This is a genomic window from Pseudoalteromonas prydzensis (assembly GCF_011050055.1).
Lineage (GTDB): Bacteria > Pseudomonadota > Gammaproteobacteria > Enterobacterales > Alteromonadaceae > Pseudoalteromonas > Pseudoalteromonas prydzensis_A.
The window spans coordinates 43,681-63,755 of the sequence record NZ_DRGM01000049.1; the positions used below are offsets into that span (position 1 = coordinate 43,681).

General features: G+C 41.4%; 19 protein-coding genes. 5 read left to right on the forward strand and 14 right to left on the reverse strand.

Annotation, left to right across the window (positions count from 1 at the left end; genetic code table 11):
* Window positions 1–73 precede the first annotated feature (73 nt).
* The 4 genes from ENH88_RS04565 to recQ form a co-directional block, all read right to left on the reverse strand.
* Window positions 74–616, reverse strand: coding sequence for a mechanosensitive ion channel domain-containing protein (locus tag ENH88_RS04565; protein WP_304180270.1), 543 nt, complete (start codon window positions 614–616; stop codon window positions 74–76).
* A gap of 77 nt (window positions 617–693) precedes the next feature.
* Window positions 694–2,403 carry a BamA/TamA family outer membrane protein gene (locus ENH88_RS04570; RefSeq protein ID WP_304180150.1) on the reverse strand — a complete coding sequence of 570 codons (1,710 nt, stop codon included), beginning with the start codon at window positions 2,401–2,403 and terminating at the stop codon, window positions 694–696.
* A 64-nt stretch (window positions 2,404–2,467) separates the two neighbouring features.
* Window positions 2,468–2,767, reverse strand: a complete 300-nt coding sequence (locus ENH88_RS04575) for a DUF3630 family protein (protein WP_304180153.1) — start codon at window positions 2,765–2,767, stop codon at window positions 2,468–2,470.
* A gap of 15 nt (window positions 2,768–2,782) precedes the next feature.
* Window positions 2,783–4,606 carry a DNA helicase RecQ gene (recQ, locus tag ENH88_RS04580; protein WP_304180156.1) on the reverse strand — a complete coding sequence of 608 codons (1,824 nt, stop codon included), beginning with the start codon at window positions 4,604–4,606 and terminating at the stop codon, window positions 2,783–2,785.
* Between the two features lie 111 nt (window positions 4,607–4,717).
* Between recQ and ENH88_RS04585 the strand changes: the two genes are divergently transcribed.
* Together ENH88_RS04585 and rarD are read left to right on the forward strand one after the other, a co-directional pair.
* The gene (locus tag ENH88_RS04585) at window positions 4,718–5,173 is read left to right on the forward strand and encodes a thioesterase family protein (protein WP_304180160.1); all 456 of its coding nucleotides are present in this window, start codon (window positions 4,718–4,720) and stop codon (window positions 5,171–5,173) included.
* Window positions 5,174–5,225: 52 nt separating this feature from the next.
* The gene (gene rarD / locus ENH88_RS04590) at window positions 5,226–6,149 is read left to right on the forward strand and encodes an EamA family transporter RarD (protein WP_304180162.1); all 924 of its coding nucleotides are present in this window, start codon (window positions 5,226–5,228) and stop codon (window positions 6,147–6,149) included.
* On the opposite strand, the gene ENH88_RS04595 is transcribed toward rarD, so the two are convergent.
* Together ENH88_RS04595 and ENH88_RS04600 are read right to left on the reverse strand one after the other, a co-directional pair.
* Complete coding sequence (locus ENH88_RS04595) at window positions 6,146–7,381, reverse strand: response regulator (protein WP_304180164.1); 1,236 nt, start codon at window positions 7,379–7,381, stop codon at window positions 6,146–6,148. The two genes, rarD and ENH88_RS04595, sit on opposite strands and share 4 nt — an antisense overlap.
* Before the next feature lie 90 nt (window positions 7,382–7,471).
* Window positions 7,472–7,846, reverse strand: coding sequence for a DUF413 domain-containing protein (locus tag ENH88_RS04600; RefSeq protein WP_304180167.1), 375 nt, complete (start codon window positions 7,844–7,846; stop codon window positions 7,472–7,474).
* 91 nt (window positions 7,847–7,937) lie between these two features.
* On the opposite strand from ENH88_RS04600, the gene ENH88_RS04605 reads away from it, so the two are divergent.
* The gene (locus ENH88_RS04605) at window positions 7,938–8,813 is read left to right on the forward strand and encodes a LysR family transcriptional regulator (protein WP_283710057.1); all 876 of its coding nucleotides are present in this window, start codon (window positions 7,938–7,940) and stop codon (window positions 8,811–8,813) included.
* A gap of 159 nt (window positions 8,814–8,972) precedes the next feature.
* A complete protein-coding gene (locus tag ENH88_RS04610) occupies window positions 8,973–9,890 on the forward strand; it encodes a porin (protein WP_304180172.1) in 918 nt (305 codons plus the stop codon).
* A 50-nt stretch (window positions 9,891–9,940) separates the two neighbouring features.
* Here the strand turns inward: ENH88_RS04610 and recG are convergent, their stop codons facing one another.
* From recG to asnC, 3 genes are read right to left on the reverse strand one after another with little or no spacing between them, the layout of a single operon-like run.
* Window positions 9,941–12,022, reverse strand: coding sequence for an ATP-dependent DNA helicase RecG (gene recG / locus ENH88_RS04615; protein ID WP_304180175.1), 2,082 nt, complete (start codon window positions 12,020–12,022; stop codon window positions 9,941–9,943).
* Window positions 12,023–12,082: 60 nt separating this feature from the next.
* Entirely contained in the window at window positions 12,083–12,769 is a 687-nt protein-coding gene (trmH, locus tag ENH88_RS04620) for a tRNA (guanosine(18)-2'-O)-methyltransferase TrmH (protein WP_304180178.1), read from the reverse strand.
* A 54-nt stretch (window positions 12,770–12,823) separates the two neighbouring features.
* Window positions 12,824–13,282, reverse strand: coding sequence for a transcriptional regulator AsnC (asnC, locus tag ENH88_RS04625; protein WP_304180180.1), 459 nt, complete (start codon window positions 13,280–13,282; stop codon window positions 12,824–12,826).
* 198 nt (window positions 13,283–13,480) lie between these two features.
* Here asnC and asnA point away from each other — a divergent pair, with 198 nt between their 5' ends.
* Window positions 13,481–14,476 (forward strand): aspartate--ammonia ligase, encoded by a 996-nt coding sequence (asnA, locus tag ENH88_RS04630; RefSeq protein WP_304180183.1) that lies wholly within the window; start codon window positions 13,481–13,483, stop codon window positions 14,474–14,476.
* 50 nt (window positions 14,477–14,526) lie between these two features.
* Here the strand turns inward: asnA and ENH88_RS04635 are convergent, their stop codons facing one another.
* The 5 genes from ENH88_RS04635 to gmk form a co-directional block, all read right to left on the reverse strand.
* Window positions 14,527–16,131 carry a DUF342 domain-containing protein gene (locus tag ENH88_RS04635; RefSeq protein ID WP_304180185.1) on the reverse strand — a complete coding sequence of 535 codons (1,605 nt, stop codon included), beginning with the start codon at window positions 16,129–16,131 and terminating at the stop codon, window positions 14,527–14,529.
* Between the two features lie 187 nt (window positions 16,132–16,318).
* Window positions 16,319–16,711, reverse strand: coding sequence for a RidA family protein (locus tag ENH88_RS04640; RefSeq protein ID WP_304180187.1), 393 nt, complete (start codon window positions 16,709–16,711; stop codon window positions 16,319–16,321).
* A 12-nt stretch (window positions 16,712–16,723) separates the two neighbouring features.
* Window positions 16,724–18,829 carry a bifunctional GTP diphosphokinase/guanosine-3',5'-bis pyrophosphate 3'-pyrophosphohydrolase gene (spoT, locus tag ENH88_RS04645; protein ID WP_304180189.1) on the reverse strand — a complete coding sequence of 702 codons (2,106 nt, stop codon included), beginning with the start codon at window positions 18,827–18,829 and terminating at the stop codon, window positions 16,724–16,726.
* A gap of 128 nt (window positions 18,830–18,957) precedes the next feature.
* Complete coding sequence (rpoZ, locus tag ENH88_RS04650; RefSeq protein ID WP_304180191.1) at window positions 18,958–19,233, reverse strand: DNA-directed RNA polymerase subunit omega; 276 nt, start codon at window positions 19,231–19,233, stop codon at window positions 18,958–18,960.
* A 118-nt stretch (window positions 19,234–19,351) separates the two neighbouring features.
* Complete coding sequence (gene gmk, locus ENH88_RS04655) at window positions 19,352–19,972, reverse strand: guanylate kinase (protein ID WP_304180193.1); 621 nt, start codon at window positions 19,970–19,972, stop codon at window positions 19,352–19,354.
* Window positions 19,973–20,075 lie beyond the last annotated feature (103 nt).

The window sequence follows — 20,075 nt, forward strand, 5'->3', positions numbered from 1 at the left end:
TTAACGGGTTGATTAAAAAGCCGCTGAAGAGACTTTCTTAAGCGGCTTTTTTTTACCTTGAACTGGTGGTCATTTATGATGGCTTTTTGGGGCCAATAATACGTTTAGTAGCAGCCACTTTTGTTGGTTTTGGCTCATTGCTTAACACCATCACCGGACGGGTAACAAACAAGTTGTTTGGGTAAATAACGCGATGACCATCAATATGCTCAAGCACCACATTCATTAAGCCCATTTCGACAATACGTCCTTCTACAAAGTTAGCGCCATCAATCACTCTAACCCAATAGCCAACACGACAGTCATTTTGAATAAACATCAGTAAAAAGGAGGTGAGGTTGCTTAACAGTGACCAAGCAGCAAACAGTGCAACGCCTAGCATGGCAAACAAGGATGAGCCAAGAACCAGTAAACCGCGTAATTCAATGCCCCAAAAAACCAGCACTAAACAGAGCATCACAAATGCGAGAATAATTTTTAGTAGCAGCTCTGCGCGGTATTTACGATGAATGTCGACCTTACCTTTGATGGTTTTTTCGAGCAATTTTTTGGTGAGTTTTAACAGCAATGGAAATGCCAGTAAGGCAACTAATGTTACCACCCATCTATATTGCATACTAAGAATATCAAGTAGTTCCACAACCTGTCCAAATCAGCTTTATCTGAGCCGTATTTTAGCGTTTTTCGTGACCTTTAAAAGGTATTTTTTACAGTGACAAGCCATTGGATTGAGTCAACATCATCATCTTTATCAAGGGGAGCGGCAATATCTAAATGGATCACGGTACCGGCATTAGCTCTACTTGGTGCTAGCCTTAACCCAACACCAATATTTTTCAACACTTGGCCATTATCGCCGTTATTTTTATCGTTGAACCAAGCGCGACCGATGTCAAAAAACGCAGCACCACCAACTTTAAAAAGTTGCAGCAAGTCGTACTCCCAATAGTAACGTTTTTCTAAATTAACTAAAAAGCTGCGGTCACCTTGTTGATAGTCTAACGGGTAGCCACGTAAACCATTTTCTCCGCCTAGACTCAGTTGCTTGTCTGGGGTGAGATTATTTGCATAATCAAGGCGCATTCTGGCATACCATGATTGCTTTAAACTGGTATTTAAATAATATTGCACTTGGCTACTTGCTAACAGGTTCTCTGCTTTGCCTTGCTGTTCGTTCCAATAACCATCGAGACTGGCCTGAAAGCGCCATAGCGTATTGTTACCGCTAAAGTGGGCTTTTTTTGCATGAAAGGAATAAACGGCACGACTTGCATCATTGCTTAGTTCTTCACTTGAATAACCGAGTAAAGCTTGTAGGTTCCAACCTAAGTTGAGGTCTTCAGTACGATAAATACTGTCGAAATTTCTTACTTTAACAAAGTGATCTTCAAACCAGTTGCCGCTTATATAGGGGTAACTTAGCTCTCGTTTTTCGGCCAGCGGTGTATAGGTGTCAGCGGTGCTGAAAAAGCTCTGTTGTTCGTGGGTATAACCAACACTGAGACGCTGTGTCCAGCTATTACTAAGTTGTTTGGAATGGCCAAAAAATATACGGTTATATTCGGTTTTTTGAGAAAATTTACTGAATACTTCGCCGCGTTTATAGAGCGATTCAATACGTTGATCAGATAAACTCAATAAGCCATAACTATAGGGAGTATCAATCGAATAAAACGGGTAAGTTAACTCAAGTAAATGGCGTTTCCCATCATCGTTATCAGAATACTCGACGCGGCCACGGTAGCGGCTAGACAGTATATTCGGGTCATCATAAACAAATAAGTAACCATTGCGCTCAGCATCGGTTGTGCGCGACAGTGACAGGCGTTTCCCCCAGCCAAATAAATTTGATTCGCGAAAGCCGATGCTCGATTTATTTTCGCCGCCACTACGACTAAAGCTGATCTCGGGTAGTAATGTCCATAAGTCGCGGGTCTCTACAGTGACATCAATATTACCGTCGCAGTTAGTTTGTGCACTAATATTGGCATCATATAAGTAAGCTTGGCGACGTAATAAGCGTTCTGATTCGGCCAATTTTTTTGGCTCATAGGCATCTTCAGGCGTAAATAACAGAATGCTTTTAATAACATCAGGCTCAGTGGTCATATGTGCGCGATTAGCAAATCGAAATAGCGCGTTATTTTCTGCTTCGAGTTCAGTATTAAAAACGTTAAGTTGGTTTAGTTTGATTGTCGCTATTTTAGCATTGGGGGTTTTTTCAGGTAATAACTCTTCGCCATCAAGTTGGCGGTGTAGGTTTTTTTCAGTGGCTGTAATAGTCTGTTGTTTACTACAGCTTTGTTGAGTTTGAACCGCTGATTGCGCGAGGCAATAGGGTGCATAGAGCAGGTAGCTTGAACAGCTCAAAAATAAAAATTTAAAACATCTGCTTACGGCCATTTAAATCCTTAAACATGAACTTAGTCTTTGCTTACTACACACTAACTTACTGTATAAGTCCACCTCATTGTTGCATTTGTGTAAGAAAATAATGTACAAGTACCGCTAATAACTGCTCTGCTGCAACCCCTTCACCATTAATCCACACACTATTACTATAGTGTTCAAAGTTTAAATTAAAGTTTTGTTGCGCGTAGCTAAAGCGACACTGGTGGCGATCTGCACCGCTGGCAAATTCGCTAATAGTGATCTCGGGGGCATGTAGAAATAAATGCGCCCATAGCTCAAAGTCATCATCATTGGGCATTTCGCTTGGGCTAATAATGATGGCATTATGGCGGGGATCTAATTGAAATTCAGTCATGCTGTTACTCTGTACTTAGGAAGACGCTAAATAGTTACGAATAGCCTGTAAAAATGGGCTGCCGTATTTGTTGAGTTTGGTAAAACCAACCCCAGATACTTTGAGAAATTCACTGTCATTGGTTGGCATTAACTGCGCCATTTCTGCGAGTGTTTTATCGTTAAATACCACATATGGCGGCACGTCATCGGCATCCGCAAGCTCTTTGCGCAGGGCACGAAGTTTGGCAAACAACTTTTTATCATAGTTAAATTGGGCCAATTTATCTTGGTAAACATGCTTGGCTTGGAGACGTGGCTCGGCCATTTGTAAGCTATACTCGCCTTTAAAAATAGCACGTGCACCTTCAGTTAAGCGCAGCGCAGATCCTTGGGTGATATCTTGGCTTAGCAAACCTTGGTGAATGAGCTGACGTAAAATACTGAGCCAAAACTCACTACTGTGATCTTTACCTATGCCATAGGTACTGAGCTGATGGTGATTATTATCACGAATACGGCTGGTATTGGCCCCACGCAGTAATTCCACAATGTAACCTAAACCAAAGCGCTGTTCGGCACGATACACGCATGACAGAGCTTGCTGCGCCACTAAGGTACCATCAAAGCTTTTTGGTGGATTCAAGCAAATATCACAGTTACCACACGGTTCGCGCTGGTATTCACTAAAATAGTTAAGCAGTATCTGCCGGCGACAAGTTTGCGCTTCTGCAAAGCTGGCCATGGCATTAAAACGTTGCTCTTCAACACGCCGACGTTGTTCATCTTCAATGTCTTCAAAAAAGCGCCTAACACGGCCAATATCGGCCGGATCAAAATACATAATTGCTTCAGCTGCAAGCCCATCACGGCCAGCACGGCCAGTTTCCTGATAGTAAGATTCAATACTTTTGGGAATATCGTAATGCAATACAAAACGGACATTGGGTTTATTAATCCCCATACCAAAGGCAACGGTGGCTACCACAATTTGAATATCATCGCGGGCAAAGCCTGTTTGCACAAATTGGCGTTGTTCGTTACTCATACCGGCATGGTAAGCCGCTGCATTCATGCCAGCATCGGCAATTTTTTCTGCTATTTCGTCAACCCGTTTACGGCTGGTGCAATAAATGATACCACTTTGATTTTGTTGTTCTTTTAAGTAGCGAAGTAATTGCGCTAACGGCTTGAACTTTTCTTCAATAGTGTAACGAATATTGGGTCTGTCAAAACTGCCAGTATGAATATAGGGGGCGGTTAAACCCAGCTGCTGAACTATATCAAAGCGGGTTGCTTTATCGGCAGTGGCAGTCAGCGCCATCATCGGCACATGTGGAAAATGCTGTTTAAGCTCGCTTAGTCGACAGTAATGTGGGCGAAAATCATGGCCCCAATGGGACACACAGTGAGCTTCGTCAATTGCAAATAAACTAATATTGAGATGGCTTAAGCGCTCTTTAAATTCGTGCTGTAGTACTTTTTCTGGAGCAACATAAAGTAGTTTGAGCAAGCCATTGTGCAGTTGTTGATATATCTGCTGTTGTTCGTCGCGGTTAAGGCTGTTGTTGATATACGCCGCTTTAACCCCTAACGCTTGTAGTTGTGATACTTGATCTTGCATTAGTGAGATCAGCGGTGAAATAACCACGGTCAGGCCACTCAAAGCCAATGCCGGTACTTGATAGCAAACGGATTTGCCACCGCCAGTGGGTAATAATACCAGCGTGTCTTGGCCGTTAAGGGCTGCGTCGATCACCGTTTCTTGGCCATCACGAAACTCGCTATAACCAAACACTTGCTTGAGTATAGCGGCGGGACTGCGCACAACGGTGCTTGGTGTGGGGATTGGTGTATTCATCGCGCTCATTTTAGAGCTTTTAGGCGACCTTGCATAGGTGCTTTTTATCGCACTTTCTTTTTAGTTGTGCTTTACTCGTCTTACCAGTTATAAAGTTTGCAGATAATAATAATGAATAAAGCCATTTTAATTGATCGAGTTGCTAAAGTATTTGTTGAGCAAATGCCGTTTAATCAGTTTTTACAAATTAAAGTTAAGTCACTAGATGCTGAGCAAGCGCAAATAAGTTTTCCTTGGCAGGATGTTTTTATTGGTAATCCGGCGCAAAAAATTCTCCATGGCGGGGTGATCTCAGCGGTACTAGATAATGTCGGCGGTATGCTTGCTGCGGCTGCGATGATTGATAAACTCAGCGAACTTGATATGCCAAGCGTGCAAAAAAAGTTGGCAACATTGGGTACCATCGACTTACGAACCGATTATTTACGACCTGGTAAAGGGCTTGAATTTACCGCCAGTGCTAAGCTCATTCGCTCAGGTAATAAGGTATGCGTATGTCGAATGGAGTTACATAATGAACAAGGTACTCAAATCGCTTTTGGCACGGCGACTTATTTAGTTGGATAAAGCCTAGCAGACAGGTAGACTAGCCGTCTTTCATCCATTTCAGAAAAAATTTATGCCAACTAATCCTGAACAGCGTAAAGGCGTTATTTTAGCCTGTATGGCTTTTTTTATGTGGGGCTTAGCGCCTATATACTTTAAATTGCTGCAGCACATTTCGGCGTTTGAAATACTGATGCACCGAGTTGTATGGTCGGTATTATTTATCGTCATTATAGTTGCTGTATTGAAGCAATGGCATAAAGTCCAACATGTTTTCAAACAACCTAAGTTAATTGCCATGTTGGTGATTACTGCCACCTTACTTGGTTTTAACTGGGGATTGTTTATTTGGGCGGTAAATAATGATCATATGCTTGATGCGAGTCTAGGTTATTACATCAATCCATTATTAAATGTGTTACTCGGCATGCTATTTTTAGGAGAAAAGCTTCGTAAGTGGCAGGCGTTAGCGGTAGCGTTGGCATTGTGTGGCGTGGTGATCCAAGTGATTAGCTTTGGTTCTTTTCCGGTTGTTGCCTTGTCATTGGCAAGCTCATTTGCAATCTATGGCTTACTACGTAAAAAATTGCCCATTGAATCATTGCCAGGGTTGTTACTCGAAGCGTTAATATTATTGCCAGTTGCTTTAGTTTATTGGTGGTTAATGGTGCCTACAGCAAGCTCCGATTTTTCTGCTAATGATTGGTATACCAATGTGTTATTGATCAGCGCGGGCGTTATTACGACGTTACCTTTGTTGTGTTTTATAGGCGCCGCTAAGCGATTGCAATATACTACCTTAGGATTTTTTCAGTACATTGGGCCAAGCTTAATGTTTATTTTAGCGGTGGTGTTTTATGGTGAAGTATTCAGCGGTGAACGTATAGTAACATTTGCCTGTATTTGGAGTGCTTTGGCAATTTTTAGTTGTGATTCGTATCGGCAATCACAAAAGCGCAAGCGTGAAAATATCCCACCAGTAACTAAGCCTGTTTAAGCACTGACTTTATTACGGCCCGTTTTTTTGGCCTCATAAAGCTTAATATCAGCCTGTTTTAATAATTCATCGATTTGATAAACAGGCTCGTGTGCGTAACCGATAGACAAGGTAAATTGAATTTTTTGCTGACTAAGCTCAGGGCTATTAAGCTCAATGAAATGGCGAAAATCTTCAAGGCGTTTTAATACTTCAGTTTTATCCACATCATTAAAATAGACCACAAATTCTTCACCACCTAAACGAGCTGCGAAGTACTTTTTAAAATATTTCGCAAAACAGCTAGCAAATCCTTTGAGTACTTCATCGCCAGCATCATGGCCGTAGCTATCGTTGATAGATTTAAAGTGGTCAATATCAAACATTGCTAAAGAAGGTGTTAATTGTTTTTTCTGCATTTGCTTTAACGATTTCGTTGTTTCTTCAAAGAAGTAACGACGATTGGGTAACTTAGTTAAATAGTCTGTATTGGCTTGCAAGCGAATGGTGGTAATTTGCTCTAACATGTCAACGTTTTGGCTCAAACGACAGTAAAACTCTTCATTGTTAAACGGTCTACGTAAATAATCGTTGGCGCCATTTTTTAAAAAGCGTGCTGAAAGGTGAGCTGCATTAGAGCCGGAAATGCCAATGATGGCTTTTTCATCATTGCTGTATAAACGGCGGATCTCACTACATAACTCATCACCATTCATGTTGGGCATTTCGTTATCGGTAATGATCACCGCTATATCGGGGGTGTGTTCAAGCATGGCGAGTGCTTCAACACCATCGTTGGCTTCTAAAATTTGATATTTATGGCGTTTAAGTAAGTTACAAATATGGCGTCGAGTAGCAACTGAGTCATCAACCACCAATACTTTAACATTTTCGTTGCGAGGTAGGCGTTGCAATTGTTTTTCTAAATATAGATAAGCTTGTTTATTCTCTTTAGTGATGTAATCAATGATAGGATATTTTTCAACAGTATTACGGGTTTTTAAATCGATGTTGCCAGTCATTACAATCGTGGGGATTTCAGCTGCAATAGTGCAGGGAACTGCTTCACCTTGCGGAGCATCAGGCAAAATAAAATCTACAACAGCGCAAAAGTAGCGATTTTTACTGATCAACTCTTTCGCTTGCGCTAATGAATCTGCTATATCGGCATCATAGCCAACTTTAATTGCAATGTGTTTTTGCACTCGCGCTATAGTTGGCGTATCTTCAATGATGAGTATTTTCCGTGTCACGTAACACCTTGTTTTTTGGCCGGACCAAATAGTATTGCTTATACAAGTTGTAACTGTTAAAACACGAAAAAGCAAATAGCACCATTACTTTTATAGGCTATCTGACTCCGAATAGTAGTCTTGACTCTGTGGCGTTGGACTTGAGATCCGAGAGCGCCCAAATAGCGTATGAAATTTAGTTTTACAGGTCGTTAGCTTGAGGTATTTTATCCAAGCTCGCTCAATTGCGTTAGTTGGCTCTTGACTACCTGAAACAACAGCAAGAAATTGTGCTTGAATTTCGTTTTGTGGTTCAAGGGTTTTGTTGTATAACCCTTTGAGTACCACGCCGTGTTGTTCAAGTATGTTAGCTTCTAATAAAGTGAAATTACCGCTGCGGCCGAATCCGCGTGGGAAATTCTGGTCATCATAAAACTGACGTTGGCTTACAAATGCTTGGCGAAGTAGTGAAATATCGTTGCTCATGGCTGTTTCCTCATGCCCTATATACTGGCTGGAGTATGGATCAAGTTGCGCAATTTATTAAACAAAAAATTTTTATCGTGAGGATAAGTAATTGGATATAGATTTATTGAAAACCTTTGTCGAAGTAGTGCGTACTCGCCACTTTGGCAAAGCAGCAGAAAACCTTTATATTACACAGTCTGCGGTGAGTTTTCGTATTCGTCAACTAGAACAAGGGTTAGGGGTTAATTTATTTATCCGCCAACGCAATAATATCCAATTGACCGCCCCCGGCGAGCGCTTGTTACCCCATGCGCAAATGATTATAACAGGAATGCAACGGGCTAAAGTCGATGTTGCACTTGCTGATAATATGCATAAACAAGTGAGTTTAGCTGGCACCCCTAATATTTGGGATGCTTTTTTACAGTTTGGTATCACAAATATAGTATCTGCTATGCCTGGCGTATCGTTGGTTGCAGAAGTTAAAGCACAACAAGAGAGCACGCGGTTATTATTAGAGCGTACTTTAGATTTAGCTATTTTATTTGATCCGCCTAAAGTTGATGAGTTGGTCGTTGAACGCATTTGCACCTTACCAATTATTCCTATTAGTGCATTTGAAGGCGCAGCAAATGAAAACTTTTTTGATAATCAATATGTCTATGTTGACTGGGGAACTACCTTCTCCCTTTGGCATGCGCGACAATTTACTGGGCGGACACCCCCTTATTTTCGTACCAGCACAGGGCGCATTGCATTAGATTTGATACTACAATGTGGAGGTAGTGCATTTATTCCTGAAGTTTTAGCTAAAAGCCATCTAGATAAAGGAGAGCTACATCGGGTACCTGATGTGGAACATACTTCTCGGGATATTTTTGTCGCTTATCACAGAGATAATGAACAAAAACCCCTGCTTGAGACGTTGGTTAATTTATTGCTGGAATTAACACCCACAATAAGCAGTGAATTTAGCGCTAAGTAAGCTATATGTGACATTTTTATGTTTATTTGATGTCTTTTTTTATGCCTTTTTATGAATAATATAAGGCAAAAATATTTCAGTTGTAATATTTATGTCATTTATCGCAGGCAAAATGCAGCGAATTAAAAATTAGTCTGTTGCGTTTATTGAGGAAATAATATGAAATTTGCAAAGTCGACCTTATTACTAGCTGTGTTAAGTGGTTTATCGTGTCCTGCATTTGCTGATGTTGATGTGTATGGTAAAGCAAATGTCTCCGTGCAATCTTCGGATGATGGTGAAGGGTCATTCAGCGAAATTAAAAGTAATGCATCGCGAATTGGTTTTAAAGGTTCTGAAAACATCAGTGCTGGCTTAGAAGCTATTTATAAGTTCGAATTTCAAGTTAATGTTTCTGATGATTCAAAAGACACGATTACGTCACGTAATCAATACGTTGGTTTAAAAGGTGGGTTTGGTCAACTTGTGATTGGCCGTAATGATACCGCTTTGAAGCAATCACAAGGGAAGTTAGATTTATTTGATAACCTTGAAGGTGATATCAAAAATTTATTTAAAGGTGAAAACCGCCTGAGTGATACGCTAACTTATTCATCAAAGGATTTAAGTGGCTTTAAAGTGCTTGCAACTTACGTTGCTGAAAAAGACAGCGAAGGCGATAGCGGTTATTCATTAGCACTTACTTATGGCGATGCTGGACTGAAGAAAAGCAACGTTTATGCATCAGTTGCTGCCGACAGTGAAGTTAATGGTTATGATGTTGTACGCGCTACCGTGCAAGGTAAAGTAGCTGATTTTAAACTAGGTGCAATGTACCAAAGCCAAGAAAAAGTGGATGGTAGCGGTGATGCCGATGGTTATTTAGTTAATGCGGCTTACACCCTTGATAGCAATACATTTAAAGTGCAATACCAAGTAATGGATTTTGATGCGGGTGATAAAAAGTCTGCTATCTCTGCTGGTGTTGATCACTCATTGAGCAAAAACACCACGTTATTTGCCTTCTATACTAATTTTGATATGGACAGCAATGTTGATCAAGATTACTTAGGTGTTGGCATGGAATACAAGTTTTAGTCTTGAGACTGTTGAAAAAGCCTTACTTCTTACAGTAAGGCTGTTTACTATTAAGCTTGTGCATACACTGATTTACCCGCAAGCCAGCGATTGATAAGTTGTTCTACTTGTTCAGGGTACTGGCGGAGCATTTGTAGTGCGATAGGTCTGACTAAGTTGAGTGTGTGCTTATCTCTGGTTAAGTCAGCAATTTTAAATTCTGCTAAACCTGTTTGTTTAGTGCCGAGCACTTCACCTGGACCACGAATTTCTAAATCGCGTTCAGCAATTACAAAACCGTCATTGCTATCTCTTAGCACAGCTAAACGTTTTTGTGCCGTATGAGACAAGGGGGCGTGGTATAAAAGCACACAATGGGATGCGATTGCACCGCGGCCAACTCGGCCACGTAACTGATGTAATTGCGCAAGGCCAAGCCGTTCAGGATTCTCAATGATGATCAAACTGGCATTCGGCACATCTACACCGACTTCAATGACTGTCGTCGCGACTAATATATGAATGTTCCCAGCTTTGAATTCACTCATAATGGCTTGCTTTTCAGCTGCTTTCATCCGGCCATGAACTAGCCCTACAGTTAACTCAGGCAGTGCATGAGTTAACTGCAGTGCGCTATCTTCTGCTGCTTGACATTGTAATGCTTCCGATTCATCAATTAAGGTGCATACCCAATAAACTTGGCGGCCTTGCTCGGTACAGGCTGTTTTTACCCGCGCAATAATTTCATCACGACGGGTATCAGGTAGTGCAATGGTTTTAATTGGGGTACGTCCGGGTGGCAACTCATCAATCACGGAGGTTTCTAAATCGGCATAAGCGGTCATCGCCAGTGTGCGTGGAATCGGTGTGGCTGTCATCACCAGTTGATGTGGATAGCAATCACCAAAACGGCCTTTTTCTCGTAGCGATAAGCGCTGGTGGACGCCAAAACGGTGTTGTTCGTCAATAATAATAAGCACTAAGTTATTAAAAGTTACTTGTTCTTGAAATAACGCATGAGTACCAACAATCATTTGCGCTTCACCAGAGGCTATTTTCTCAAGTATTGCGCTGCGCTCTTTCCCTTTGGTTTTTCCGCCCAACCAAGCAGTAGTAATACCTAAAGTTTGAAACCAGTTTTCGAAAGTAATGCCATGTTGCTCAGATAAAATCTCTGTGGGTGCCATTAACGCGACCTGATAACCTTGTGCGATAGCCGTTAAGGCACTCAAAGCGGCAACTAATGTTTTACCTGAGCCCACATCACCTTGGACTAAGCGCATCATCGGGTAGGGATGTTGTAAATCACTTTTAATTTCTGCAACCACTTTACTTTGCGCGTTGGTGGGAGCAAAAGGCAGCTGCGCCAAAAATTTACTTTCTAATTGGTTGATTGGATCCAGCGCCACGGCTTTTACTTGTTGCCCTTGTTGGCGTAATTTTAATAGGCTGAGGTTTTGCGCCAGCAGCTCTTCAAATACTAGGCGTTGTTGTGCAGGGTGCAGGCCTTGCTCAAGGGCACTTAAATCAACGTCATTGGCTGGACGATGTAGTAATAAAAGTGCGTGAGTTAAATCCATACCGGCATGTTGAAATTGCGCTGGTAATAGCTCTTCAACTTGATATTTATTCAGTAATTCAATTGCTTGATCACTTAAAGCCCGAATAGAGAGTTGCTTTAAACCTTCTGTTGTTGGATAAACTGGCGTTAGCGTGGTTGCTGTTGGTTGTTCACTCGGTGTATCGCTGAGGCTGTATTCAGGGTGAGTCATTTCATAACCCACTCTGCCACGGCGTACTTCACCAAAACAGCGGATCACTTTTCCACTGCTTAAGTTATTTTTTTGTGCCGCCGTAAAATTAAAAAAGCGTAATGTTAAGCGCCCTGTGCCATCATTCACTTGGCACACCAGCATACGTCGTTTACCAAAAGTGATCTGACTGGTTTCTATGCTTGCTTCAATCGTAACATGGCTATGCACCGCTAAATCACAGATATTATAAACTCGGGTGCGATCTTCATAACGCAGAGGTAAATGAAAGAGCATATCTTGTACTGTGCTGATCCCCAGCTTTTTAAGGCGTTCAGCCATTTTTGGGCCAACGCCTTTGAGATCAGTGATTGGGTAGCGGCTTAACGTTGGCTTTGACAAAATAGGCTCAAATCATTCATTTTTAGATGGTTTTTAGTTTACGTGTGAACGCTTTAGTCATCAAGCATGTTTTAATCGTTGCCAAAATACTTCATCAGCAATGATCTCGCCGTTGTCATCTAAGGCTGGGTAAGGCAGCGATTTTTCTTTGCACTTTTGCGCAATGATTGGGTGGCAGCCTTCAAATAACATCTTATGTTTGACTGTTTCATCAAGCATGGTTCGTTGGTATAAACCTGCATTGAGACGTTGATTTTGTGCTTCGAACAAAATTAATGCTGCCGCCACAGACACATTAAGTGACTGTGCCATACCTTGCATCGGAATGATGATATTTTTATCCGCGTGGGCAAGTGCTTGTGGAGATATGCCGGTTTTTTCTTGGCCGACAATAATGGCTGTTGGCAGAGTATAATCAATGTCACGATAATCAACGGCATCAGGGCATAAATTAGTGGCAAGAACTTGTACTTTTGGGTTGTGCTGGCGCATCATCGCCACCGCACTATCAATATCTTTATGTAGATGAGTGGCGATCCAATTTTTACTGCCACCCGAGGTATTATTAGTCAGCCATTTTTGATTTTGCGGCCATACCGCATGCACATGATGGCAACCCACAGCGTCTGCACTACGGACAATGGCAGACAAGTTATGGTGTTTATGCACATCTTCTAAGCACACGGTTAAATCGGTTTGACGGCGATTGAGTACGTGCTTTATGCGATGGTAGCGAGTAGTTTCCATTTTTAGCCTTGTCTGAACTCATAAAATTGCCGCTATTATACGGGAATTAGTGAGCTAAGGCATTACCGAGCGGCTAATTGGGTTTTGCAGCGATATTAGCGTTTCGGTTGATTGTATTGCTTCGATTGCTTGAATTTTATTGATCAGTACATCTTGTAAATGATCAATTGAACGCGTCATTACCTTAATAAAAATACTGTAGTTACCTGTCGTGTAATAAGCCTCAACCACTTCTTCAAGCTCCTTTAAATGTAATAAGGTTTGTGGGTAGTCACGGGCATTATTAAGGTTTATGCCAATAAAACAGCAGACGTCATAGCCCAGTTGTTTGGCATTAATGCTTACTTGGGTGCCGGTAATGATCCCCGCTTGTTTCATTTTTTCCACTCGAACATGAATAGTGCCAGCACTTACTGCAAAACGTTTGGCTAATTCTGCGTAGGCAGTACGGGCATTATCCATTAAGGCGTGCAGGATCTGTTTATCGAGATTATCGATTTGATAATTTTCCATATAAATAAAGCGCTTTAATTATTGAATCTTTATTTTTTATACCATTAAATTAATCAAATTAATATATTAAAGCTCTTTTTGTTATTGGTTATTGAATTAAAGTGCTAAATGGTTGAGGATTGCTTTAACGACATGGTTGCTGCAGCGCAATCATGCACCTTTAGCAAGTAACAATAACTGGGAATGAGGCCAATTATTATGAGTTCACAATTTATGCAGCAACAGCAGCAAATTAGTAAAGTAAAACAGTATTTTTCACAGCAATTAGAGCAGCAATTAGGGTTAATTGAAGTACAAGCGCCTATTTTGGCTAAAGTAGGCGATGGTATTCAAGATAACCTAAGTGGCACTGAAAATGCGGTTGCGGTAAATGTTAAAACCATTCCTGATAGCCAATTTGAAGTGGTTCACTCGTTGGCAAAATGGAAGCGAAAAACATTAGCTGATCATGGCTTCGCTATTGGCGAAGGTTTATATACGCATATGAAAGCACTGCGTCCGGATGAAGAGTCATTAAGCCCGATACACTCGGTGTATGTTGATCAGTGGGATTGGGAAAAAGTAATTTGTGCCAGCAGTGAGCGCTCTCTGGATAAGTTAAAAGAAACAGTACGCGCTTTGTATCAGAGCTTAAAAGCAACCGAGCAATTTGTTGCTGATGAATTTGCGATCAGCCCTTTTTTACCAGCTGAAATTACCTTTGTGCACAGTGAGCAACTACGTCAAATGTATCCTGACTTTACCGCCAAACAGCGCGAAAAAGCAATTACCCAAGAATATGGCGCGGTGTTTTTAATTGGCATTGGTGGCGCATTGGCTGATGGAAACATTCATGATGTGCGTGCGCCTGACTACGATGATTGGTCAACCCAAACCTGCGAGCAGTACAGTGGCTTAAATGGCGATATTTTATTATGGAACCCAGTGCTTGAAGATGCATTCGAAATATCGTCAATGGGTATTCGTGTATCACCCGAGGCATTAGTGGCCCAGCTAGCAATTACTGGTGATGAAGGGCGTTTAGAGTTTGATTGGCACAAACAATTGCTTGCTAAAGAGTTGCCACAAACAATCGGCGGTGGTATTGGTCAGTCACGTTTGGCTATGTTGTTATTGCAAAAATCGCATATCGGCCAAGTACAAGTTGGCGTGTGGCCTGCAGAGTTAAAACAGCAAATGGCTGGTATTTTATAACGTAGACGAGAAATAGAGACTATCAGTTGTTAGTCTCTATCTGCTTGTGATCAACTGGTTTTAAATTCAATCTCTATTTTGCCTTCTTGCAGTTTTACGTTACAAGGAGGATAGCTGCGATTAGTTTTTAATACTTTATCGAAAATATGAATTTCGACCCCAGAATGCAATTTTTTATTGACCGCTAAATTAGCATTATTCAGCAAGCCATATAAATTTTGTTCCAAATTTGATAAGCGCTTTTCTAATTGCTCTGCTTGCTGACAGTAATGATTCTGAGTGGCGCCTATTTTTGCTAACAGTAGTTTTTTCTTTTCAGCATCCTTGAGTAAGTCTGCTTTTTCAATGGTGGCTTGCAAAGTATCGAGTTGCTCGTCAGTTTTAGCGAGCTCTTTTAGACACTCATCTGTTTCTGCCGTTATGGCTTGCCCTGATGCTGCCATATTAATGAACATTTTTGCACCAGACTCATTGCCAATTTCACCCGCAATGATCATCCCCGCATCGAGGACTTCGCCACCAAATAACTTACCTTGCGGATTGTCTGTTTGGCCAATTTGTAATAACCCTGTGGCTTTCATGGCACAATGGCTTGCTTGGCGTTCAATAAAAATATTATTACCAGCTAGGTAACTATATTGCGCGTGAGATAGATGAATATTACCACTACTAATAATTTTGCATGAAAGCGTTTTATCATCTAGCTGGTGGCCAATTACACCTTGTTTAATTGTAATATCGCCTTGCGCTGTTAACTCACCTGATTCGACCGTGCCCATAACGGTTATATCGCCTTTGGCGGTAACTTTCATGCCCGGCTCAATGTTATGAGTGACAATCACGCTGCCATCAAAATTAATATGGCCGCTTTTAACTGTGACATCGCCAATAGTAAAAATATCATCAACGCGCATGCCATTTTTAATTTCTACCGGTACGCCGGCAATGGTTGAGATTAATTCTAGAGGATTGGTTTTTGATATTTCGCTGCCTTCACCAGCGACTAACGGGCTACTTTCTCCCGCTTTTGCCGGCAGTACATCACCTTTTACGGTAAAGCCTTCTTTACCAGGAGTTGCGGGTTGCTGTCGAATTAACAGTGTACCGGGTTCAACACTGGCTAACTTGCCAAAATCGCGCATATCAACAGTACCATCTTCGCGCAGTTTCGGGGTATGCAAACGCTCTTTTAACGTTTGCACTTGAGAGAGTAGTATTGATGATTTTCCGTTTTCAGGTAAGCGACCTTTCGCGAGTATGCCTTTAACCGATGTGCCTGCGGGTAATTCAAATTGCTGCTGTAGAAGCTGCTCTAGAAAAGCTTGTTTGTAGCCTCTAGCAACTCCTGCTTTGATCAGCTGTTGTTTAGCTTGATCAAGGGCTAACACTTTACCACCTTGCGCGGTTGTAAGTTCACCAGTCGCTAACATTTTATCATCACTGATAGTCACTGTTAGGGTGGCATCATGCTTACTTGCTACCACTAAACTACGTTCATTGCTTGGTTCTTTAAAAAAAGCGTTTATGGCGTCATGATCTATCCGGCATTCACAGAATGTCGATTTTTTCAGTGCTTCTATAATAAAGGCAGCACTTGGTGGCGAATGTTCTATAACATCGAGTAATACATTACCGTTATGAGCAAGCTTAAACACGGATTATCCTTTTGCAACATTTAAGTTAAAGGTTTTTATAATTATATAAGGATAGAGTGCTAGAGATTTGGATAAGTGTCAAGAAAATCGAAGATGAGGCTGGGATAGAGTAATACACCTAAGTCTTTATTCTTAGATGTATTGCTATACCCAAATCACCGTTAGATATGATTTGGGTATAATGAACTTAATTTGTTGAAGGTAACTCCATAATTCCATCAATTTCAACTTGCACGTTTTTTGGTAGTGCACGTACACCAATTGCTGCTCGGGCAGGGTAGGGTGCTTTGAAATATTGGCTCATTACTTCATTTACAGTGGCAAAATTAGATAAGTCAGTTAAATAGATATTAACTTTTACCAAATCTTGGATGTTGCCACCGGCTTCTTCACATACCGCACTAATATTTTTAAATACTTGATGTGTTTGCTCTGCGAAATCTTCAGAGATCACTGCCATCGTTTCAGGTACTAAAGGGATTTGACCTGATAAGTAAACGGCTGTGCCAACTTTAACTGCTTGACTATAAGTACCGATTGCCGCAGGTGCTTGATCGGTAGAAATAAATGCTTTATTCATGATTTTCCTTTGTTATTTTTTACGATAGACTTTTTGCACATCAGGCATAACACGAATGCGGCGCATGATATTAGCAACATGGACACGGTTTTTCACGGTGATCCCTAAATCTATCACGTATAAATTACTTTCTTTTTCATCTGTGGCAATTTCCACAATGTTTGCTTGGGTTGTAGCAATTACATTGGTTAGTTTTGCGAGCGCGCCTTGGTGATTGATGATTTCCACACGCAGTGCTGCAATATATTCTTTTTCAGGGTTATCATCCCATTTTACAACCAAGTACTTAGAACGTTCAGTTTCCCAGCCGCGAATGTTTTTACATTCTTGGCGGTGTACGGTGATGCCTTTACCTTGGCTGATATGTGCGGTGATAGCATCCCCTGGCACTGGTCGACAACATTTAGAATAGTTAACTAGCATACCTTCAGTACCAATAATGGTCGCTTTAGCATTTTTAGTCATATCGCCTAAATCATCATTGTCATTTTGTAATAGGCGACGCGCGATCAACATGCTCATTAAATTACCGCAGCCAATTTCAACCAATAACTCTAATACAGTATTAAGCTCATGTTCTGCTAAGACGCGATTGATATTTTCTTCAGGTAAGTCATCGAATTTAGTTTCACCTAAGGCTGAGTCGAGTAAGCGACGACCAAGTAGTAAAGCTTCTTCATGATGCTGACTTTTCAGGTAGTTACGAATGCCTAAACGGGCCTTGCCAGTAACAATAAAGTTGAGCCAAGTGGCATTTGGGTGGGCGCCAGAGCTGGTGATGACTTCAACGGTTTGCCCGGTATCGAGTGCTTTACTTAACGGATGAGGTTTACGGTTAACGCGTGCACCCACACAGGTATTACCAACATCGGTATGGACCGCGTATGCAAAATCAACGGCGGTTGCACCCATAGGTAGCTCGACTATGCGACCATCAGGGGTAAACACATAAATCTCTTCAGGGAATAGCTCTGTTTTAACGTTTTCAACAAACTCAAATGATGAGCCCGCGCTTTGTTGCAACTCTAGTAAACTTTGCATCCATTGACGTGCACGTTGTTGTGCCGTATGGCCTGCGCTATCACCGGCTTTTTTATACATCCAATGCGCAGCAACCCCTTTATCTGCCATGTGATCCATATCGTGAGTACGAATTTGGATCTCAACGGGAATGCCATGTGGGCCAACAAGTGAGGTATGTAACGACTGGTAGCCATTGGTTTTCGGCACTGCGATATAATCTTTAAAGCGCGTTTCGATTGGCTTATATAAATTATGTGCAACCCCTAATACGCGATAGCAGGTATCCATTGAATCAACGGCAATTCTAAATGCGTAAATGTCCATTACTTCATTAAACAGTAACTCTTTATTGAGCATTTTTTTGTAAATACTATATAAGTGTTTTTCGCGCCCTGAAACGGTGGCTTTGATGCCAGCTTCTTCAAGTCGTGCTGTTATTTCGGTTTGGATATTTGAAATGACTTCTTTGCGATTACCCCGTGCTTTAGCGACTTCAGATTTTAAAGCGCGATGACGCATCGGGTAGAGAGCTTGAAAGCCTAAATCCTCTAGTTCATTCTTGATATCGTGAATACCGAGGCGATTAGCAATGGGTGCATAAATCTCTAATGTTTCACGTGCTATGCGACGTCGTTTATCGGGGCGTAGTGCACCCAGCGTGCGCATATTATGTGTACGATCGGCTAACTTGATCAAAATAACCCGAATATCTTGGGTCATTGCCATAATCATTTTTCGGTAGTTTTCAGCTTGGAATTCTTTTTTATCTTTAAAGCTGAGTTTATCCAGTTTGCTAACGCCTTCAACCAACTCGGCAACGGTATCGCCAAATATTTCGGCTAAATCTTGTTGGCTAAAGTCAGTGTCTTCGATCACATCATGCATTAATGCAGCCATTAACGTTTCATGATCTAAATGCATGCCAGCCAAAATTTGGCTTACTTCAACAGGGTGAGTAATGTAAGGTTCGCCGCTTGAGCGAGTTTGACCTTCATGGGCCTCTCGGGCTACCACGTAAGCTTTTTGCACCAGCTCTACATCAGCAGCAGGCAAGTATTCTGAGATTTTCTTTTTTAGACCTTCAAAAAGATACATTCACACTCCAATGTTCTCGTGAAGCAAATAGATAACGGTATGTTAAGAATATACGATGAAAAGAAGGGATTGCCAACGGCTAGCGTAGAAATACTACGCCGTTGGCTAAATCAGACCAGAAAGTCAGATTATTGGTTGCCGCCTACAATTGCTGCAACCGCAGCCATTTCAGCTGCTTCTTGGTGTTGTTGCTCTTCACGATCGATAAGATCCATCGATGAGCTATCTACTAAACCAAGTTCAATTTCACGTAAAGCAATAACCGTTGGTTTATCGTTTTCAGGGTCAACTAATGGCTTTTTACCACCAACCGCGATTTGGCGGGCACGACGAGCCGCAACTAAAATTAAGTCAAAACGATTACCAATTGCATCTACTGCATCTTCAACAGTTACGCGAGCCATCTTCAGCACTCCAAATAAATTTTTAAGCAAAGACGTAGTTTACTGCACGCAGTCAGATTCGCCAATAGCTTGTGGTTAATTTAAACAAATAAAATACTTACTGAACCTAAATTAGGATTTAACGCAGTAAGTCTACGAGTAAATCTTGATGGCGAATAGCTTGGCTTTGTAGCGATAAGCGTTTTGCCAATACGATCGTCTCAATTTCCTTCAGCGCAGTTGCAAAATCATCGTTAACCACGACATAGTCATATTCATTGTAATGAGACGTTTCAGATTGGGCTTTCGCCATGCGACCAGCAATGACTTCTTGTGAGTCTTGACCGCGATTATTTAAACGTGATTCAAGTTCTGCTTTTGAAGGTGGTAGAATAAAAATAGTCTCAACATCAGCCACTAATTCGCGGACTTGGCGTGCACCTTGCCAATCAATATCTAAAAATACATCAATACCAGCTGCAAGCTGATCTTCAATTGCTTGCTTTGATGTACCGTAGTAATTATCGAACACTTGCGCCCATTCAAAAAAATCATCTTTGGCAATTAAAGCCTTAAACTCATCAACCGTTACAAAGTGATAATGCACGCCATTCTCTTCACCAGGACGAGGCGAGCGAGTAGTGTGTGAAACCGATACTTTCATATCAGTGTGCTTTGCTAATAAAGCACTAATTAGGCTTGATTTACCTGCACCTGAAGGCGCTGATAATATAAATAAGTTTCCGCGAGTTTGCGTCATGACTTTGTTCTCTACTAAAAAATAAATAGGCTTGAGTTACAAGTAACTCAAGCCTTTAATATTCGTATTGTACTTTATTTAAGTGATTTTGCTCAAGTTGAGC

Bases quoted from the DNA above. Each gene is read 5' to 3' on its own strand.
- ENH88_RS04565 (WP_304180270.1), bottom strand. From the start codon at position 616: ATGCAATATAGATGGGTGGTAACATTAGTTGCCTTACTGGCATTTCCA.
- ENH88_RS04570 (WP_304180150.1), bottom strand. From the start codon at position 2,403: ATGGCCGTAAGCAGATGTTTTAAATTTTTATTTTTGAGCTGTTCAAGC.
- ENH88_RS04575 (WP_304180153.1), bottom strand. From the start codon at position 2,767: ATGACTGAATTTCAATTAGATCCCCGCCATAATGCCATCATTATTAGC.
- recQ (WP_304180156.1), bottom strand. From the start codon at position 4,606: ATGAATACACCAATCCCCACACCAAGCACCGTTGTGCGCAGTCCCGCC.
- ENH88_RS04585 (WP_304180160.1), top strand. From the start codon at position 4,718: ATGAATAAAGCCATTTTAATTGATCGAGTTGCTAAAGTATTTGTTGAG.
- rarD (WP_304180162.1), top strand. From the start codon at position 5,226: ATGCCAACTAATCCTGAACAGCGTAAAGGCGTTATTTTAGCCTGTATG.
- ENH88_RS04600 (WP_304180167.1), bottom strand. From the start codon at position 7,846: ATGAGCAACGATATTTCACTACTTCGCCAAGCATTTGTAAGCCAACGT.
- ENH88_RS04610 (WP_304180172.1), top strand. From the start codon at position 8,973: ATGAAATTTGCAAAGTCGACCTTATTACTAGCTGTGTTAAGTGGTTTA.
- trmH (WP_304180178.1), bottom strand. From the start codon at position 12,769: ATGGAAACTACTCGCTACCATCGCATAAAGCACGTACTCAATCGCCGT.
- asnC (WP_304180180.1), bottom strand. From the start codon at position 13,282: ATGGAAAATTATCAAATCGATAATCTCGATAAACAGATCCTGCACGCC.
- asnA (WP_304180183.1), top strand. From the start codon at position 13,481: ATGAGTTCACAATTTATGCAGCAACAGCAGCAAATTAGTAAAGTAAAA.
- ENH88_RS04640 (WP_304180187.1), bottom strand. From the start codon at position 16,711: ATGAATAAAGCATTTATTTCTACCGATCAAGCACCTGCGGCAATCGGT.
- spoT (WP_304180189.1), bottom strand. From the start codon at position 18,829: ATGTATCTTTTTGAAGGTCTAAAAAAGAAAATCTCAGAATACTTGCCT.
- rpoZ (WP_304180191.1), bottom strand. From the start codon at position 19,233: ATGGCTCGCGTAACTGTTGAAGATGCAGTAGATGCAATTGGTAATCGT.
- gmk (WP_304180193.1), bottom strand. From the start codon at position 19,972: ATGACGCAAACTCGCGGAAACTTATTTATATTATCAGCGCCTTCAGGT.